At 65.1% G+C, this 14,989-nt stretch carries 17 protein-coding genes; 9 read left to right on the forward strand and 8 right to left on the reverse strand.

Going from position 1 to position 14,989, the window contains the following annotated elements:
* Positions 1–5 precede the first annotated feature (5 nt).
* The 5 genes from JQ603_RS30105 (at position 6) to JQ603_RS30125 (ending at position 4,665) form a co-directional block, all read left to right on the forward strand.
* On the forward strand, positions 6–803 hold the full coding sequence (locus JQ603_RS30105) for an alpha/beta hydrolase (RefSeq protein ID WP_212345084.1): 798 nt from the start codon (positions 6–8) through the stop codon (positions 801–803).
* The gene (locus tag JQ603_RS30110; RefSeq protein ID WP_212345085.1) at positions 757–2,235 is read left to right on the forward strand and encodes a sodium:proton antiporter; all 1,479 of its coding nucleotides are present in this window, start codon (positions 757–759) and stop codon (positions 2,233–2,235) included. Before JQ603_RS30105 ends, JQ603_RS30110 begins: the two co-directional genes overlap by 47 nt.
* A gap of 49 nt (positions 2,236–2,284) precedes the next feature.
* Positions 2,285–3,382: a calcium:proton antiporter gene (locus tag JQ603_RS30115; RefSeq protein ID WP_212345086.1), complete on the forward strand. Its 1,098-nt coding sequence runs from the start codon at positions 2,285–2,287 to the stop codon at positions 3,380–3,382.
* 27 nt (positions 3,383–3,409) lie between these two features.
* Positions 3,410–3,694: a cupin domain-containing protein gene (locus tag JQ603_RS30120; protein WP_212345087.1), complete on the forward strand. Its 285-nt coding sequence runs from the start codon at positions 3,410–3,412 to the stop codon at positions 3,692–3,694.
* Between the two features lie 98 nt (positions 3,695–3,792).
* Positions 3,793–4,665, forward strand: coding sequence for a hypothetical protein (locus JQ603_RS30125; protein WP_212345089.1), 873 nt, complete (start codon positions 3,793–3,795; stop codon positions 4,663–4,665).
* A 121-nt stretch (positions 4,666–4,786) separates the two neighbouring features.
* Here the strand turns inward: JQ603_RS30125 and JQ603_RS30130 are convergent, their stop codons facing one another.
* Both JQ603_RS30130 and rpsU read right to left on the reverse strand, forming a co-directional pair.
* Positions 4,787–5,437 carry a tetratricopeptide repeat protein gene (locus JQ603_RS30130; RefSeq protein ID WP_212345091.1) on the reverse strand — a complete coding sequence of 217 codons (651 nt, stop codon included), beginning with the start codon at positions 5,435–5,437 and terminating at the stop codon, positions 4,787–4,789.
* Between the two features lie 124 nt (positions 5,438–5,561).
* A complete protein-coding gene (rpsU, locus tag JQ603_RS30135) occupies positions 5,562–5,858 on the reverse strand; it encodes a 30S ribosomal protein S21 (protein WP_011089854.1) in 297 nt (98 codons plus the stop codon).
* 260 nt (positions 5,859–6,118) lie between these two features.
* Between rpsU and aqpZ the strand changes: the two genes are divergently transcribed.
* Positions 6,119–6,841, forward strand: coding sequence for an aquaporin Z (aqpZ, locus tag JQ603_RS30140; protein ID WP_212345094.1), 723 nt, complete (start codon positions 6,119–6,121; stop codon positions 6,839–6,841).
* 36 nt (positions 6,842–6,877) lie between these two features.
* On the opposite strand, the gene JQ603_RS30145 is transcribed toward aqpZ, so the two are convergent.
* Both JQ603_RS30145 and purE read right to left on the reverse strand, forming a co-directional pair.
* Complete coding sequence (locus tag JQ603_RS30145; RefSeq protein WP_212345098.1) at positions 6,878–7,984, reverse strand: 5-(carboxyamino)imidazole ribonucleotide synthase; 1,107 nt, start codon at positions 7,982–7,984, stop codon at positions 6,878–6,880.
* On the reverse strand, positions 7,981–8,469 hold the full coding sequence (purE, locus tag JQ603_RS30150; protein ID WP_212345100.1) for a 5-(carboxyamino)imidazole ribonucleotide mutase: 489 nt from the start codon (positions 8,467–8,469) through the stop codon (positions 7,981–7,983). Before purE ends, JQ603_RS30145 begins: the two co-directional genes overlap by 4 nt.
* A gap of 142 nt (positions 8,470–8,611) precedes the next feature.
* On the opposite strand from purE, the gene JQ603_RS30155 reads away from it, so the two are divergent.
* Positions 8,612–9,319 carry a GGDEF domain-containing protein gene (locus JQ603_RS30155; RefSeq protein WP_212345102.1) on the forward strand — a complete coding sequence of 236 codons (708 nt, stop codon included), beginning with the start codon at positions 8,612–8,614 and terminating at the stop codon, positions 9,317–9,319.
* A gap of 109 nt (positions 9,320–9,428) precedes the next feature.
* Here JQ603_RS30155 and JQ603_RS30160 read toward each other — a convergent pair whose 3' ends face one another.
* From JQ603_RS30160 to JQ603_RS30170, 3 genes are all read right to left on the reverse strand, one after another.
* Entirely contained in the window at positions 9,429–9,680 is a 252-nt protein-coding gene (locus tag JQ603_RS30160; protein ID WP_018641549.1) for a hypothetical protein, read from the reverse strand.
* Between the two features lie 21 nt (positions 9,681–9,701).
* Positions 9,702–9,920: a hypothetical protein gene (locus JQ603_RS30165; RefSeq protein ID WP_212345103.1), complete on the reverse strand. Its 219-nt coding sequence runs from the start codon at positions 9,918–9,920 to the stop codon at positions 9,702–9,704.
* Between the two features lie 127 nt (positions 9,921–10,047).
* Entirely contained in the window at positions 10,048–10,254 is a 207-nt protein-coding gene (locus JQ603_RS30170) for a YdcH family protein (protein ID WP_018641547.1), read from the reverse strand.
* A gap of 329 nt (positions 10,255–10,583) precedes the next feature.
* Here JQ603_RS30170 and JQ603_RS30175 point away from each other — a divergent pair, with 329 nt between their 5' ends.
* Positions 10,584–10,763, forward strand: coding sequence for a YdcH family protein (locus JQ603_RS30175; RefSeq protein ID WP_025034152.1), 180 nt, complete (start codon positions 10,584–10,586; stop codon positions 10,761–10,763).
* A 113-nt stretch (positions 10,764–10,876) separates the two neighbouring features.
* Here JQ603_RS30175 and JQ603_RS30180 read toward each other — a convergent pair whose 3' ends face one another.
* Positions 10,877–11,980: an NAD(P)/FAD-dependent oxidoreductase gene (locus JQ603_RS30180; protein WP_212345104.1), complete on the reverse strand. Its 1,104-nt coding sequence runs from the start codon at positions 11,978–11,980 to the stop codon at positions 10,877–10,879.
* Between the two features lie 202 nt (positions 11,981–12,182).
* On the opposite strand from JQ603_RS30180, the gene JQ603_RS30185 reads away from it, so the two are divergent.
* Positions 12,183–14,870, forward strand: coding sequence for a sensor domain-containing protein (locus JQ603_RS30185; RefSeq protein WP_212345105.1), 2,688 nt, complete (start codon positions 12,183–12,185; stop codon positions 14,868–14,870).
* Positions 14,871–14,989: the final 119 nt, after the last annotated feature.

Here is a 14,989-nt window from a genome sequence, read left to right on the forward strand (position 1 = left end):
TCATCATGACCATCGTCAAGTGGATCGCCATCCTGCTCGTGACCGTCTATTGCGTCGGTCTCGTCGTGCTGTATGTCCGCCAGCGCGAGATGCTGTTTCCGATCCCACCTGTCGGCCGCACCGCGCCCGATGCCGCGGGCCTGCCCGAGGCGGAAGAGCATATCCTGACCACGTCCGATGGCGAGAAGGTCATCGTCTGGCACGTGCCGGCGAGGCCCGGCCGTCCCGTGATCCTGTTCTTTCCGGGTAATGGCGATTACCTCGCCGGCCGCATCGATCGCTTCAAGGCGATGACGGCCGACGGCACCGGCCTCGTCGCGCTGTCCTATCGCGGCTATGCCGGCTCGAGCGGAGCGCCGAGCGAAGAGGGGCTGCTGCGCGATGCCGCGGCCGCCTACGCCTTCACCACCGCCCGCTATGCCGCGGAACGGATCGTCGTCTGGGGCTTTTCGCTGGGGACGGGCGTCGCGGTTGCCATCGCGTCCGAGCATCCCGTCGGAAAATTGATCCTGGAGGCGCCGTACACGTCGACCGTCGACGTCGCCGCCGCGGCGTTCCGCTTCGTCCCGGTCCGCCTGCTGATGCGCGATCAGTTTCGTTCCGACGGGCGCATCGCGCGCGTCACGGTGCCGCTCTTGGTGATGCACGGCACCAATGACCTTGCCATTTCGATCGTGTTCGGAGAGCGTCTGTTCGCGCTCGCGCATGAACCGAAGCAGTTCGTTCGCTTTGCGGGCGGCGGACACGACAATCTCGATGCGTTCGGCGCGATCGAGACAGCGAGGCGCTTCATTGCTCCCTAGACGGCTTGCGACCTGGCGGGGCTGCGTGGTCATCGCCGCGCCGCTCGCGCTGTTGCCGCAGCCCGCATGGGCGGCCGCGGGGATCGACGGTGCGGCGATGCGCTGGCCCTATGCGCTGCCCTTTGCCGGCCTGTTGCTGTCGATCGCGCTCGGACCGCTGCTGGTCGCAAAATTCTGGCACCATCACTACGGCAAGATCGCCGCGATCTGGTCGCTGCTGGCGCTCGGCTCGCTCGCGCTGTTCGCAGGGGGGATGGCCACGCTGGCGGCGCTGGTCCACGCCATGCTCGCCGAATATCTCGGCTTCATCGTGCTGCTGTTCTCGCTCTATGTCGTGGCCGGCGGCATTCTCGTCACGGGCGACATCAAGGGCACGCCGGCGGCCAATACCGGCATCCTCGCGCTCGGCACGCTGATGGCGAGCGTCGTCGGCACCACCGGGGCGGCGATGATCCTGATCCGCCCCTTGATCCGCGCCAACCGGCCGCGGCGCCACAATGCCCATGTCGTGATCTTCTTCATCATCCTGGTCGCCAATGTCGGCGGCGCGCTGAGCCCGCTCGGCGATCCCCCGCTGTTCGTCGGCTTCCTGCACGGCGTCGATTTCTTCTGGACCACGCGGAACATCTGGCTGCAGACGACGATCGTTGCCGGGCTGCTGCTCGTCATCTTCGTCGTCGTCGACGTCTGGCGTTTCAGGAGCGAGCCGCCGCTCGGCGATGCGGGGCCTGGGAAGCCGGTGCGGATCCGCGGCCTCGTCAACCTCGTGCTGATTGCGGCCATCGTCGCCAGCCTGCTGGCCTCGGCGATGTGGAAGCCGGGCATCGCCTTCGACGTTCTCGGAACGAAGCTGGAGCTGGAAGACCTCGCCCGCAACGCGGTGCTGCTGGCGATTGCGGTGTTGTCGGTGTGGCTGACGCCGGACGAGCACAGGCAGGCCAACGGCTTCACCTGGGAGCCGATCCGGGAGGTCGCAAAACTGTTCGCGGGCATCTTCGTCGCCATCATTCCGGTCATCGCCATGCTCAATGCCGGCCATCACGGCGCCTTCGCCTGGCTGTTGTCGGCGGTGACGGCGCCGGACGGCGCGCCGCGCGAGGCCGCCTATTTCTGGTGCACCGGCCTGATGTCGGCGTTCCTCGACAATGCGCCGACCTATCTGCTGTTCTTCGAGCTGGCCGGCGGGGATCCGCAAGTGCTGATGCATTCCCTGTCGGGCACGCTCGCCTCCATCTCCATGGGCGCGGTCTACATGGGCGCGCTCACCTATATCGGCAATGCGCCGAACTTCATGGTCAGCAGCATCGCCAGCGAGAACGGCATCGAGATGCCGAGCTTCTTCGGCTATCTGCTGCGCGCCGGCGCCGTGCTGATCCCGCTGTTCCTGCTGCTGACCTGGCTGCCGATCGCGCCGATCCTGCACTGGCATTGAATCTGACGGCCGATTTGCTACTGCTCGGTTTCACAACTGGAGCCAGTGGATGAGCGCGCATAGTCCGATGCCCCGGTCGGCCTGGATCTTCCCGGCGCTGGCCGTGCTGTTGTTCGTGGCCGTCAGCGTGACGGACTACGTCTTCACGCTGTCGCTGGCCGGGCTCGGCTTCGCCATCGTGCTTCTGGTCATCCTGTTCGGCACGGTGTTCGCCGCCGTCCATCATGCCGAGGTGATCGCCGAACGGGTCGGTGAACCCTATGGCACCCTGGTGCTGACGCTCTCGGTCACCATTATCGAGGTGGCGCTGATCACCACCATCATGCTGGGCGAAAAGCCTGCCCCGGAACTGGCGCGTGACACCGTGTTCGCCGTGGTCATGATCGTCTGCAACGGCCTCGTCGGGCTCTGCATCTTCATCGGCGGCCTGCGCTATCGCGAGCAGGGCTTTCAGCTCTCCGGCGCCAACGTCTATCTCAGCGTCCTGTTCGCGCTCGCGACCATCACGCTGATCATGCCGAACTACACGACCACCACGCCGGGACCGGTCTATTCGGCGGTTCAGCTCGGCTTCGTCGACGTGGTCACGCTCGCGCTCTATGCGGTGTTCCTCTACACCCAGACCGTCCTGCACAAGGATTACTTCGTTCATGAACGGGGGAAGGGCGAGGGCGGGGAGGTGCACCTTTCGGTCGGAGCGCTCGCGCTCACCGTGGCGCTGCTCCTGGTCTCGCTCCTGGCGGTCGTGCTGCTGGCCAAGAAATTCTCACTGGTGGTCGATGCCGTGGGCGCCAGGATCGGCGCGCCACCGGCTTTTGCCGGCCTTCTGGTCGCGCTGCTGATCCTGATGCCGGAGGGCGTCGCGGCCATCGCGGCGGCGCGCAAGAACGACCTCCAGAAGAGCATCAATCTCGCTCTCGGATCCTCGCTGGCGACCATCGGGCTGACCATTCCCGCCGTCGGCGTCGCCACCTACGCGCTCGACAAGGAGCTCGAGCTCGGCCTCAGTGCCCAGGGCAGCGTCCTTTTGCTGCTGACCTTCTTCCTGAGCATGCTGACCTTCGGCACGGGCAGGACCAATGTCCTGTTCGGCCTGGTCCATATGGTGGTATTTGCCGTCTACGTGTTCATGGTTTTCGTGCCCTGAAGCGCTATGTCCCAGGAGAGGTTCCCAATGCTTGCCGCCAAGTCCGAAGTTCAGATCGATAACGAGCAGGTCCGGGTGACCGAATGGCGGCTCGCCCCGGGCAGCGCGACCGGGCACCACACCCATGGGATGGACTACGTGATTGTTCCCGTCGTCGCCGGCGAAATGACCATCGTGGCGCCCAATGGCGAGCGGTCCAAGGCGCAGCTTGCCGCCGGCAAATCCTACTTCCGCAAGGCCGGCGTCCAACACGACGTACTTAACGAAACCTCAACTGAGATCGTGTTCCTTGAGATCGAGCTGAAGCCGTAAGGCGCAGGGTTATCCCTTTTGCCATCGATCCGTCGCAGTTGATCCCTTACAATTGCCCCAAAGTTCCCGCATCTGGTCGCGCGGGGAGTGGCCGAGAAATGCTGAAATACCTCGCTAAAATCTCGATGGATATTTTCCCCTCGGTGCTCGCGACGATCATCGGGGCGTATATCGTTAACCACTACATCAACGCCAAGCCGGCGGCCGACACCCCTGCGGCCGTGGTCGCGCCTGCCGACGCCGGCAAGTCCGCCAAGCCGACCGACACCGCCAATCTTCCCGCGCCCGGCGTCAAGGCCAAGGGCGTCTCCGAAAAGAGTGTGACGGACAAGGCTGCGGCCGAGAAGCCTGCCGACAAGCCTGAGACCAAGGCCGCCGACGTCGCTCCCGCCGACACCTCGCACGGCCGCCCTCCGGCGCGCGAGAAGGCAGCCGCGAAATCGACCCCGGCAGCCACCGCTCCGGTGGTGGAGGCTAATTCCGCGCCCGCCGCTGCGTCCCCGGCTGCGACGCCCGACGCCAACGATCTGGCGCGTGCCGCCATCGAGCGTCTTCGCAAGTCGCCTGAGGGCAAGGCTGCCGAAGCTAAAGCTGCCGAGACCAAGCCGGCCGAACGGACCCCCGAGCGCGAAGCCGCCCGCGCCCCCGAGGCCCCGCGTGTCGCCCCGACGGAGCCGTCCACGGTCCGTCCGCTGCCGCCGCCGATCACGGTGTCCACGCCGTCAACCGAGGCTCTTGGCAATGGCACCTCGTCGCCGCCCTACACGGCCTCGGTCGGCAATGACGACCCGAATCGAATCTCGCCGCCGGCTGACATTCCCGTTCCGGTGATCGCACCGCCGCTCGACCTGCGTGCCGACGTCGGCGCGTCCATGCCGGCGCAGAAAAAGACCAATGTCGCCGACGAGATGTTGTCCGGCATGAAGTCGATGTTCCACGCCGTTCTGCCGAAGAGCGCTACGCCCGATTAAGACGGCGCCTTAAAGCGTTTTCGAGCGAAGGGGACACCGGTTCGCGTGAAGAATACGCGTCAAAACAAGAATCTAGAACTTCGGTTCTGATCTAATCAGAACCGAAGCTCAAGCAGCCCTGTCAGCCGCCGACGCGGGCGAGGCCGCTGCGGGCGGCATCGTCGCGTGGACGCAGGGCAACCGCCTTGTTGTAGGACGCCGCCGCCTTGGCCCTGTCGCCGAGCCGCTCATAGGCCTGTCCGCGCGCGGTCCAGATCTGGGCATTGTGCGGATCGGCCTCGGAGGCTTCATCCAGGTCGGCCGCGGCTTCCTTGATCTTGCCGAGCGCGAGATAGCTGGTGGCGCGGCCGAGCAGCGGCTCGGCCTTTTGCGGATTGAGCCCGCTCGCCGCGCTGAAATCGGCGACGGCGAAATCGTGCTGGTTATTGCCCTGGTAGATCAGCGCGCGGCCATAGAGCGCCTGCGCATTGTAGGGATCGAGCCCGACGGCGCGATTGAACTCGTCCAGCGCTGCCGCCGTCTCGCCCGACTTGGCGAGGGACTGGGCCTTTGCCGTGTGGGCCTGGGCTTCGGTGACGTTGCCGGCGCTGACCGCGCTCTCGGCCGTCGCCGCCGCCTTCGGTGCCTCCTGCGGCTTCTCCTTCTCCGGCATCAAGGATCCCAGGTCGAAGGAGCAGCCGCACAGCGCAATCCCCATCAAGGTCAGCGCGAGCGACTGGCGCGAGATCAGGCGTGGTCGCGCCAAGCCGCGCTCGGGGAGAGGGGAGGCCATCTACGGTTCGCTCGCGCTGGTTCCGCACCGGTAGTGCCCCATCCCAGAAAGGCACCGCTCACAAACAATAACGCGGGCCAGGGGCCCGCGTCATCGAAAACTGAGGTCTTAAAGCTTTAGCAAATCAGCGCGGACCGCGCGGACCGGCACCCGGGCCGCCACGACCACCACGCTCGCCACCGGCGCCGGCGCCGAACACCGGCTTCGGCTTCATCGGCAGCAGGCCTTCACGCTGCAGCTTCTTGCGGGCCAGCTTGCGCGCGCGGCGCACGGCCTCGGCCTTTTCGCGAGCCTTCTTCTCGGAGGGCTTTTCGTAGTGTCCGCGGAGCTTCATCTCGCGGAAAATCCCCTCGCGCTGCATCTTCTTCTTCAGCGCCTTGAGGGCTTGATCGACATTGTTATCGCGAACGAGAACCTGCACGCGGCATCCTCTTCAGTGGATCGGATTTGAATTCTGGTAAGTCAAAGGGGATGGCAAAAAGCCGGGCGCCCTTAACCTTGAGCGCGCGGATGTATCAGACAAAACCTGGAATGTCCACCGGCCAAGCGGATTTTCGGGCCAAGTTCGGCCATTAAATGCGGCGAAAATACCTTTGTGCGGCCCCGATTTGGGCGGTTTGACGCCTTGGGCGGGGCGCGACCGGAGCTTTGTTCCGGAATCTTTGAAATGAGGGGACGACAATGGATATGAAAAAATATGCTGCCGAGGCTATCGGCACCTTCTGGCTCACATTCGCAGGTTGTGGCAGCGCGGTGATCGCGGCCGGCTTCCCGCAGGTCGGAATCGGTCTGGTCGGAGTGTCCCTGGCTTTCGGCCTGAGCGTCGTCACGATGGCCTACGCGATCGGCCACATCTCGGGCTGTCATCTCAATCCGGCTGTCACGGTCGGCCTCGCCGCCGGCGGGCGCTTTCCGGCCGGTCAGATCCTGCCCTACGTGATCGCGCAGGTGGCCGGCGCGATCGTGGCCGCCTGCCTCCTTTATATCATCGCCAGCGGCGCCCCCGGCTTCGACGTCACCAAGGGCTTCGCGTCCAACGGCTATGACGCGCATTCGCCCGGTCAGTACAGCATGATGGCGTGCTTCCTCACCGAGGTGGTGATGACCATGATGTTCCTGTTCATCATCATGGGCGCTACCCACGGCCGCGCCCCCGCGGGCTTCGCACCGCTCGCGATCGGGCTCGCGCTGGTGATGATCCATCTCGTCAGCATTCCCGTCACCAACACGTCGGTGAATCCGGCGCGCAGCACCGGCCCCGCGCTGTTCGTCGGCGGCTGGGCGCTGGCGCAGCTCTGGCTGTTCTGGGTTGCGCCGCTGATCGGCGGTGCGCTCGGCGGGGTGATCTATCGCTGGCTCAGCGAGGAGCCCACGGGCGTCGTTGCGGGCGTGAAGACGGCGTGATCGCCAGGCGGGATTGCAGCCTCTGCTGCGATCCCGTCACTTGTCCCGGGGCGGGCGGACCTCGGTCACGTGGCCCATCTTGCGGCCGGGGCGCGGCGCGCCCTTGCCATAGATGTGCACGGTCGCGCCCGGGACGGTCAGCCACTTGTCGTAGTCGTTGATCTCGTCGCCGATCAGATTGGTCATCGTGACGATCTCACCGTGGCGCACCGGCCTGCCGAGCGGCCAGCCGGCAATGGCGCGGATGTGCTGCTCGAACTGCGAGACCGAGGCGCCGTCCAGCGTCCAGTGCCCGGAATTGTGCACGCGCGGGGCGATCTCGTTGACCAGCACCTTCGGTCCGGTGCCGTTGGCAAGCACGAACATCTCCACCGCCAGCACGCCGACATAATCGAGCGCAGTCGCGATCTTGCTCGCGACATTGCGCGCCTCATCCGCGAGCGCGTCCGGGATCGGCGCGGGCGCGCGCGACACTTTCAGGATGTGGTCGCGGTGCTCGTTCTCGGTCACGTCGAAACACTCGACCTCACCTGCGGCCGAGCGCGCAGCGATCACGGAGATCTCGCGCTCGTACGGGATGAAGGCTTCCAGGATCGCCGATTTGGTGGCGAGGCTGGTCCACACCTTGGCGATGTCGTCGCCCTCGCGGATGATGGCCTGGCCCTTGCCGTCATAGCCGAAGCGGCGGGTCTTCAGCACCGCAGGGAGGCCGATCCTCAGGATCGCCTCGCGCAGCGAGGAGACGGAGGTGACGTCGGCATAGGCCGCCGTGCCGATGCCGAGCTTCGTCACAAAGTCCTTCTCGGCGAGCCGGTCCTGGGTGGTCTCGAGAATCTTGCGATTGGGCAGCACCGGGCGGCGCGCATCCAGCACCATCGCGGCGGCCGCCGGAACGTTCTCGAATTCGTAGGTGATGACGTCGACGTCGCTCGCGAACAGCTCCAGCGCTTCGACGTCGGCATATTCGGCGCAGGTCGCGTTGAGCACGACGTCGAAGGCCGGCGAGTCCGGATCGGGCGAGAACACCTGGCAGCGCAGGCCGAGCCGCGCCGCAGCCATCGCCAGCATCCGCCCCAATTGTCCGCCGCCGAGGATTCCGATGGTGTCGCCGGGCTTCAGCTTCACCTGCTTTGCGTCAGTCACGCCTTGTCCTCCGGACGCTCGGCAACCGCGTCGGTCTGTGCCTTGCGCCAGGCGGCGAGGCGATCGGACAGGGCGGGGTCAGACAAGGCGAGCACGGCAGCCGCGAGCAGCGCCGCGTTGATCGCACCGGCCTTGCCGATGGCGAGGGTGCCGACCGGGATGCCCGCGGGCATCTGTACGATCGAATAGAGCGAATCGAGCCCCTTGAGCGTCTTCGATTCGACGGGAACGCCGAACACCGGGAGTTCCGTCAGCGCGGCCGCCATGCCCGGCAGATGCGCGGCGCCGCCGGCGCCGGCGATGATGACCTTGTAACCCGCCGCCTTGGCGCCCTTGGCGAAGGCAAACAGCCGGTCGGGCGTGCGGTGGGCCGAAACGATGCGGGTCTCGGCGGCGACGCCGAGCGCATCGAGCGTCTCGGCGGCATGCCGCATCGTGTCCCAATCCGACTGGCTTCCCATGATGATGGCGATCGGCGCGGTCATGACGTCAATTGTGCTCGGGAAAACAGAAACATAGGCCAGATTAACGGTTCCGGCCGGCGGCTCGCAAGGCGGTGGCAAGGAGAAGGGAATGCACTATCCTGTCTTGGTGAATCCCCGCAAGCCTTCATTGAGCAGGATGCCCATGAAGAAACCAAAAAGGGCGAGCGCTGCGAAGGCCAAAAAGGGCCGGAAGACCAGCGCCGGCCGATCCAAAGCCCTCTCGAATCGCCCGGCCAGGCTGGCCTCGCGCAGAGCGCCGGCTGCCGCCGACAGCAAGGCGACCATCCGCGACCTCAGGGGCAAGCTCAAGGCGGCCCTGTTGCGGGTGTCGGAACTCGAGGCGGCCGCCGACACCGACTTCCTGCTCGAGATTCCGAACCGGCGTGGCTTCGAGCGCGAACTCACGCGCGCCATTGCCTACATGAAGCGGTATCACGCCAGCGGCGCGCTGATCGTGCTTGATGTCGATCGGCTGAAGCCGATCAACGATTCCTTCGGCCACGCCGCCGGCGACGAGGTGCTCAAGGCGATTGTCGCGACGCTGACGCGGCAGGTCCGCGCCTCCGACGTGGTCGGCCGGCTCGGTGGCGACGAGTTCGCGCTGCTGTTGTGGAATCTCAACGAGACCGATGCCAAGGCGAAGGCCGCGACCTTCGAGCAGGCGATCGACGAATTGTCCTTCGTCTTCCGCGACCAGAACGTGACGGCGGGAGCCTCTGCCGGCGTCGCCTTGCTCGGCCCGCACTCCGACGCAGGCCGTGCCCTGGAAGAGGCCGATGCCGCCATGTATGTGCGCAAGGCGCGCCGCCGGCACGAGCCGCCGATCGGGCTCGTCAGCAGCGAGCGCTAGAGCACGATCCGGACCCGAAGGGTCGCGTCAGCGCAAAGTGCGTAGCGGTTTTCCCTCGTGACAAACGCGGAACGCGTTTGCGCGGAGATCGTGCTCAAGCCAAAAGGGATCAGAGGGTCGCGAGATCTTCCGGGACGTTGCCGAATTTGCGTAGCAGTGTCGCGTCGCCGAATTCGCCGGTCATGGGATCGCCGCTGCGGCTGAAGGCGACCGCGCCGATATGGCCGGCCCCGCGCGCCAGAATCTCGGCGCGCCGGAGTGCTGCCGATGAGGACTGACACTCTTCCGCCGCGCCTGCGACGGGCGATCCGTCGGCATCGATCAAAAAGGGCATTGCAACGTAGTAGGTCACATCCGACATGGCGTTGCTCCAATGTTGAAACTAAGCGGCGCTGCTCTTGCTCCGCATCTTGCTGCGCGAGGTCTCGGGAATGCAGCCGGCGGAAATCGCCGCCTGCAACTCTTCCAGCTCCGCCTCCAGATACTCGTTGGCCATGATCAGCGCCTTGATGGTGCTGCGCAGATTGCCGTCGCACATCGCGATCGCCTGATCGCAGGCCTGTTCATAGTGGCTGTTGTCCGAAAGGGCGGGTGCCGGCATCTGCGTTGTCCTTGTGAGTTTTCCTTGGGCGTTTCCTGGGGCGTTGGTGTAGGAATGTTCCTATTTTGTTCTTTTTGAGTCAAGCGGATTCAGACGCGGTGAGGCGTCGCGATCGCGCGGGACGCGATCAGGCGATGATGTCGGGCGTGATCTGGTCTTCGATGAACGCGATGCGGTCGCGCAACAGCAGCTTGCGCTTCTTCAACCGCTGCAGCCGCAATAGGTCGGGGGCAGGCGATTGATGCAGGGCATCGATCGCGGCATCGAGATCTCGGTGTTCCTGCTGCAACCGGGTGAGCTCGGCTTCGAGCTCACGCTCGTCTTCATGGGTCATGTCTGCGGTGGCCGAAAACCGAATAGGCGTGTGATCTGGGCTGTGGATGCCCTGTGGAAATTATCGTCCTTGCGCGGCGTGACCGCAAGCGATCTCGGGCTGCCGCGCACCGATCTCCCGCAAGATATTTCAACGGTGCGCCGCGGCGCTGAGCAAGCGCATTGATATCATGGATTTTTCCCGCGCGGTTCCGTACTCACGCTTCATTACATATGTATTTTCAAAAATGACGGTGGGACGACGGATACCCATCGACAGAACGAATCGGTGATGTAGACTTTGCTGTCCGGATCGAATCCTAAGGTTCAACCCTACCGAGGAGGTTTCGAATGACAATTCAGGCACATCTTGTTGAATTGGAGCGGAAACACAAACTTCTCGAAAACGAATTGCACGAAGCTCTCGTGCACCTTTCAACAGACGACCTGCAAATTGTTGAGTTGAAGCGCCGGAAGTTGATGGTCAAGGACCAGATCGAGCGTCTGAAGCAAGGCGATACGCTCCACTAGTAACCCCCGTAACAGTGTTGAGTTGATCGTACCCTTTCAGGCAGGGATGAGAGCCTTTGCGCTCATCCCTGCTGCAAGGGTGCGAGACCCCGCGCAATCATCGTTGTGGGAGCCTAGATCTCTGCGAGCTCGGCGACGTGATCGGCGATCGCGAGCGAGGATGTCAGCCCCGGCGATTCGATGCCGAACAGGTTGATCAGACCTGCGACGCCGTGATCGCGCGGCCCCTGCATCAGGAAGTCCTGCGTGGCGACAGCCGGCGGCACGATCTTCGGCCGGATACCCGAATAGCTCGGCATCAACGCGCCGTCGGGCAGCGTCGGCCAGTACTTGCGGATTGCCGGATAGAAACGCTCGGCGCGTGACGGGTCGACCTCGTAGTTGATCGTCTCGATCCATTCGACGTCGGGCCCGAAACGCGCCTGCCCTGCCATATCCAGCGTCAAATGCACGCCTAACCCACCGGGCTCGGGCACCGGATAGATCAGGCGCGAGAACGGCGCTTTGGCGTTGCAGCTGAAGTAGTTTCCCTTGGCGAGGTAGGCCGGCGGAATCCGGTCCAGCGGCATGCCGTCGATGTTGCGCGCCACCGTCGTCGCCGCGAGTCCCGCAGCGTTGACGAGCAGGCCGCATTGCAGCGTCATCGGCGCTTCGCCGCCGGCCTCGACTTCGATCACGCCGGCCGCCGCCTTGGCGCGGACCAGCGGAGTGTGAAACGCGAAGGCGGTGCCTGCTTCCTCGGCCTCGCCGCGCAGCGAGAGCATGTAGGCGTGGCTGTCGATGATGCCGGTCGAGGGCGAGAGCAGCGCGGCGTCGCAGGCCAGCGCTGGCTCCAGCGCGCGTGCGGCCTCGCCCGTGAGCAGCTGCATGTCGAGCACGCCATTGGCCTCGGCGTGCGCCTTGATCGATTGCAGCTTCTCGGTCTCCTTCGCATTGGTCGCGACGATCAGCTTGCCGCAATTCTTGTGGGGGATGCCGCGCTCGGCGCAGTAGCGGTAGAGCGCGTGCTTGCCGCTGACGCACATCCGCGCCATCCAGCTCCCGGCGCGATAGTAGATGCCGGCATGGATCACCTCGCTGTTGCGCGAGGAGGTGATGGTGCCGATGGCCTCGGCCTCCTCGAGCACGATGACCTCGCGCCCGGCCTGGGCGAGCTTCCGGGCCACCGCAAGCCCGACCACGCCGGCTCCGATGACGATGCAGTCGACCTTATCCATGGTTGTGCAGGACGTCCGCTGGAAGCGCCGGGGCCAATGAACCTGAGAACGAGGGCCCGGGGCCGTTTTCCGTTAAGGAAGCATTTATCATGTCAGGGCAATTGCCGTATTTGGCGTCACATTTTTCTGTTGCGCGTACAGGCGTTTACCCGATCCAAACCCGCGAGGCCAGACAATCCGACGTTGAAATCGCGGGTGGCTGATGGCTGAGAAGAACTGGCACGTGGGCAGCACGCTTCCGATTGCTGTGCAGGCCGTCCTGTGCCTGGCCGGCGCGGTCGCGCCCGCGCGCGCCTTTGCGCTCTCGGACAGCCTCGCCCCGCCGAGCTATCTCGGCCAGCTCGATCCCAACCTGATCTGGGAAGTCCTGATCGCGGGCATCGTCGTCTGCGCGTTCCTGGCGGCCGTCGCGCTGTGGGTCCATTCGGCGCTGCGCCGGACCCGTCGGTTGCAACTACGGCGCAATGCCTTCGTCTCCTCCGCCATGAACAATCTCAACCAGGGCGTGGTGATGACCGATGCGCAGCGGCGCATCATCTTCTGCAACGACCGCTATCTCGATATTTACGGCCTGACCCGCTCGGACCTCTGGGCCGGTATGAACGGCTACGACCTCCTCGAGCTCAGGCGCAAACGGGGCGTCCTCGGCGGCGTCTCGGACGACGAGTTCTACGAGAAGGCGGCAAGCCCCAACGGCCTGATCACCGAGCTGTCCGACGGGCGGGCCATCCTGGTGAAATATTTCATCCTGCCGAACGGCGGATCGGTCGCGACGCATCTCGACGTCAGCGACCAGCGCAAGCTGTCGCGGCAGCTCGCCTCCACCAAGCAATTCCTGGAATCGGTGCTGGACCATGTGCCGGCTTGCGTGGCCGCCAAGAACATCGACGACGGTTGCTACATCTTCGCGAACAGCGCCTATGAGCGGTTCTGGGGACTGTCGCGGGACTACGCCGTCGGCAAGAATGCGCGGGAGCTGTTTGCGCCGAGCTCGGCGGCGAGCATCGAGGCGGCCGACCGGGCGGCGCTGGGGGCGCCGGATGGTCAGTTCCGCAATGAATTCGAGGTCGACCGCGGCGGCGAGCGGCGCATGGTGGCTTCGATCCGGATCGTGGTCCGCAACGAGAGCAACAAGCCGGAATTCCTGCTGCTGGTGTTCGAGGACATCACCGACCGCCGTTCGCTGTCGCAGGAGCTGGAGAGCACGAAGAAGTTCCTGGAGCTCGTGGTCGACAATATCCCGGTCGCGCTGATCGTGGAGCAGGTCAAGGACGGCCGCTATCTGCTCGCCAACCGCAGCGCCGAGACGATCCTCAACCGCCGGCGCGAGGAAGCCACGGGCCTCACCGCGTCCGACATCTTCAATCCCAAGGAAGCCAAGCTGATCATCGCCCGTGACGAGGCGGCGATCAAGAAGCGCGGGATGATCACCGAGGAGCATCCGATCTCCACCAAGGACGGCCTGCGGCTGTTCCTGACCCGCCGCGCCACGGTGCTCAGCGATGCCGGCGAGCCGCAATATCTGATCAAGACCCACGAGGACGTCACCGACCGCCGGCAGACCGAGTCGCGCATGGCGCACATGGCCTATCACGACGGCCTCACCGACCTGCCGAACCGCGCCGCCTTCCTGCAGGCGCTGACCCAGATGATCGAGGCCTGCGAAGGCACCGGCGAGGAGTTCGCCGTCCTCTGCGTCGACCTCGACGGGCTTAAGGAGGTCAATGACGTCTTTGGCCATGCGCTGGGCGACAAGCTCCTGATCGAGGTGGCGCAGCGGCTCCAGGACTCCGCCCGCGGCGGCGTGGTGGCGCGCCTGTCCGGCGACGAGTTCGGCCTGATCATCGACGGCAAGCAGCCGGAGGCGGGCCTCGCCTTGGCGCAGCAGATCGGCGACGCCGTCGCGCAGGACTTCCAGATCGACGGCCGGCCGGTCCGCGCCGGCGTCACCACCGGCATGTCGATCTTCCCGCACAACGGCACCGACGGCGCTTCGCTGCTCGCCAATGCCGGTGCGGCGCTGTTCCGCGCCAAGCAGAAGTCGCGCGGCACCATCAGCCTCTACCAGCCGGAGATGGACCAGCAGATCCGCGACCGCCGCGTGCTGCACCAGGACCTCTCGATGGCGATCAAGAACGGCGAGCTCTCGCTCGCCTTCCAGCCGCAGGGAGCCGCGGGCCACAGCGTCGCCGAGAGCGAGATCATCGGTTTCGAGGCGCTGGCGCGCTGGCAGCATCCGGTGCGCGGCCAGGTCTCGCCGGCCGAATTCATCCCGATCGCCGAGGAGAGCGGCCTGATCGTCGAGATGGGCGAGTGGATCCTGCGCGAGGCCTGCCGCGAGGCGGCGTCCTGGCCGAAGCCGCTCCAGGTTGCGGTCAATTTGTCGCCGGCGCAGTTCATGCACGGTGACGTGGTTGGCCTCGTCCATTCCATCCTGATCGAGACGGGGCTTGCGCCCGGGCGGCTCGAGCTCGAGATCACCGAGGGCGTGCTGATCGAGGATTTCGACCGGGGCCTTGCGCTGCTGCGCCGGCTGAAGGCGCTCGGCGTGCGCATCTCCATGGACGATTTCGGCAGCGGCTATTCCTCGCTGAGCTACCTCCAGGCGTTCCCGTTCGACAAGATCAAGATCGACCGCGCCTTCATCATCAATCTCGGCCGCAACCCGCAATCGGCGGCGATCGTGCGTGCCGTGATCGATCTCGGCCACGGCCTCGAAATGTCGATCGTCGCGGAGGGCGTCGAGACGCTCGAACAGCTCGCCTTCCTCGCCAAGGAGGGCTGCGACGGCGTGCAGGGCTATCTGCTCGGCAAGCCCCTGCCGATCGGCAAATATGCCGACCTCGTCGGCCGCACTGAGACCATGGAGCTTGCGCTCAAGACCGGCTAGAGCGTTTCCGAGCCAAGTGGATACCGGTTCGCGCCAGGGAAAACCCGCTGAAACAAAAATCTGGAGCCGTTCCGATTTCATCGGAACGGAAATGGCTCTAGTTATGAGAGGGCTTCGCT

The sequence above is a fragment of the Bradyrhizobium liaoningense genome, assembly GCF_018130825.1.
Classification (GTDB): domain Bacteria; phylum Pseudomonadota; class Alphaproteobacteria; order Rhizobiales; family Xanthobacteraceae; genus Bradyrhizobium; species Bradyrhizobium liaoningense_B.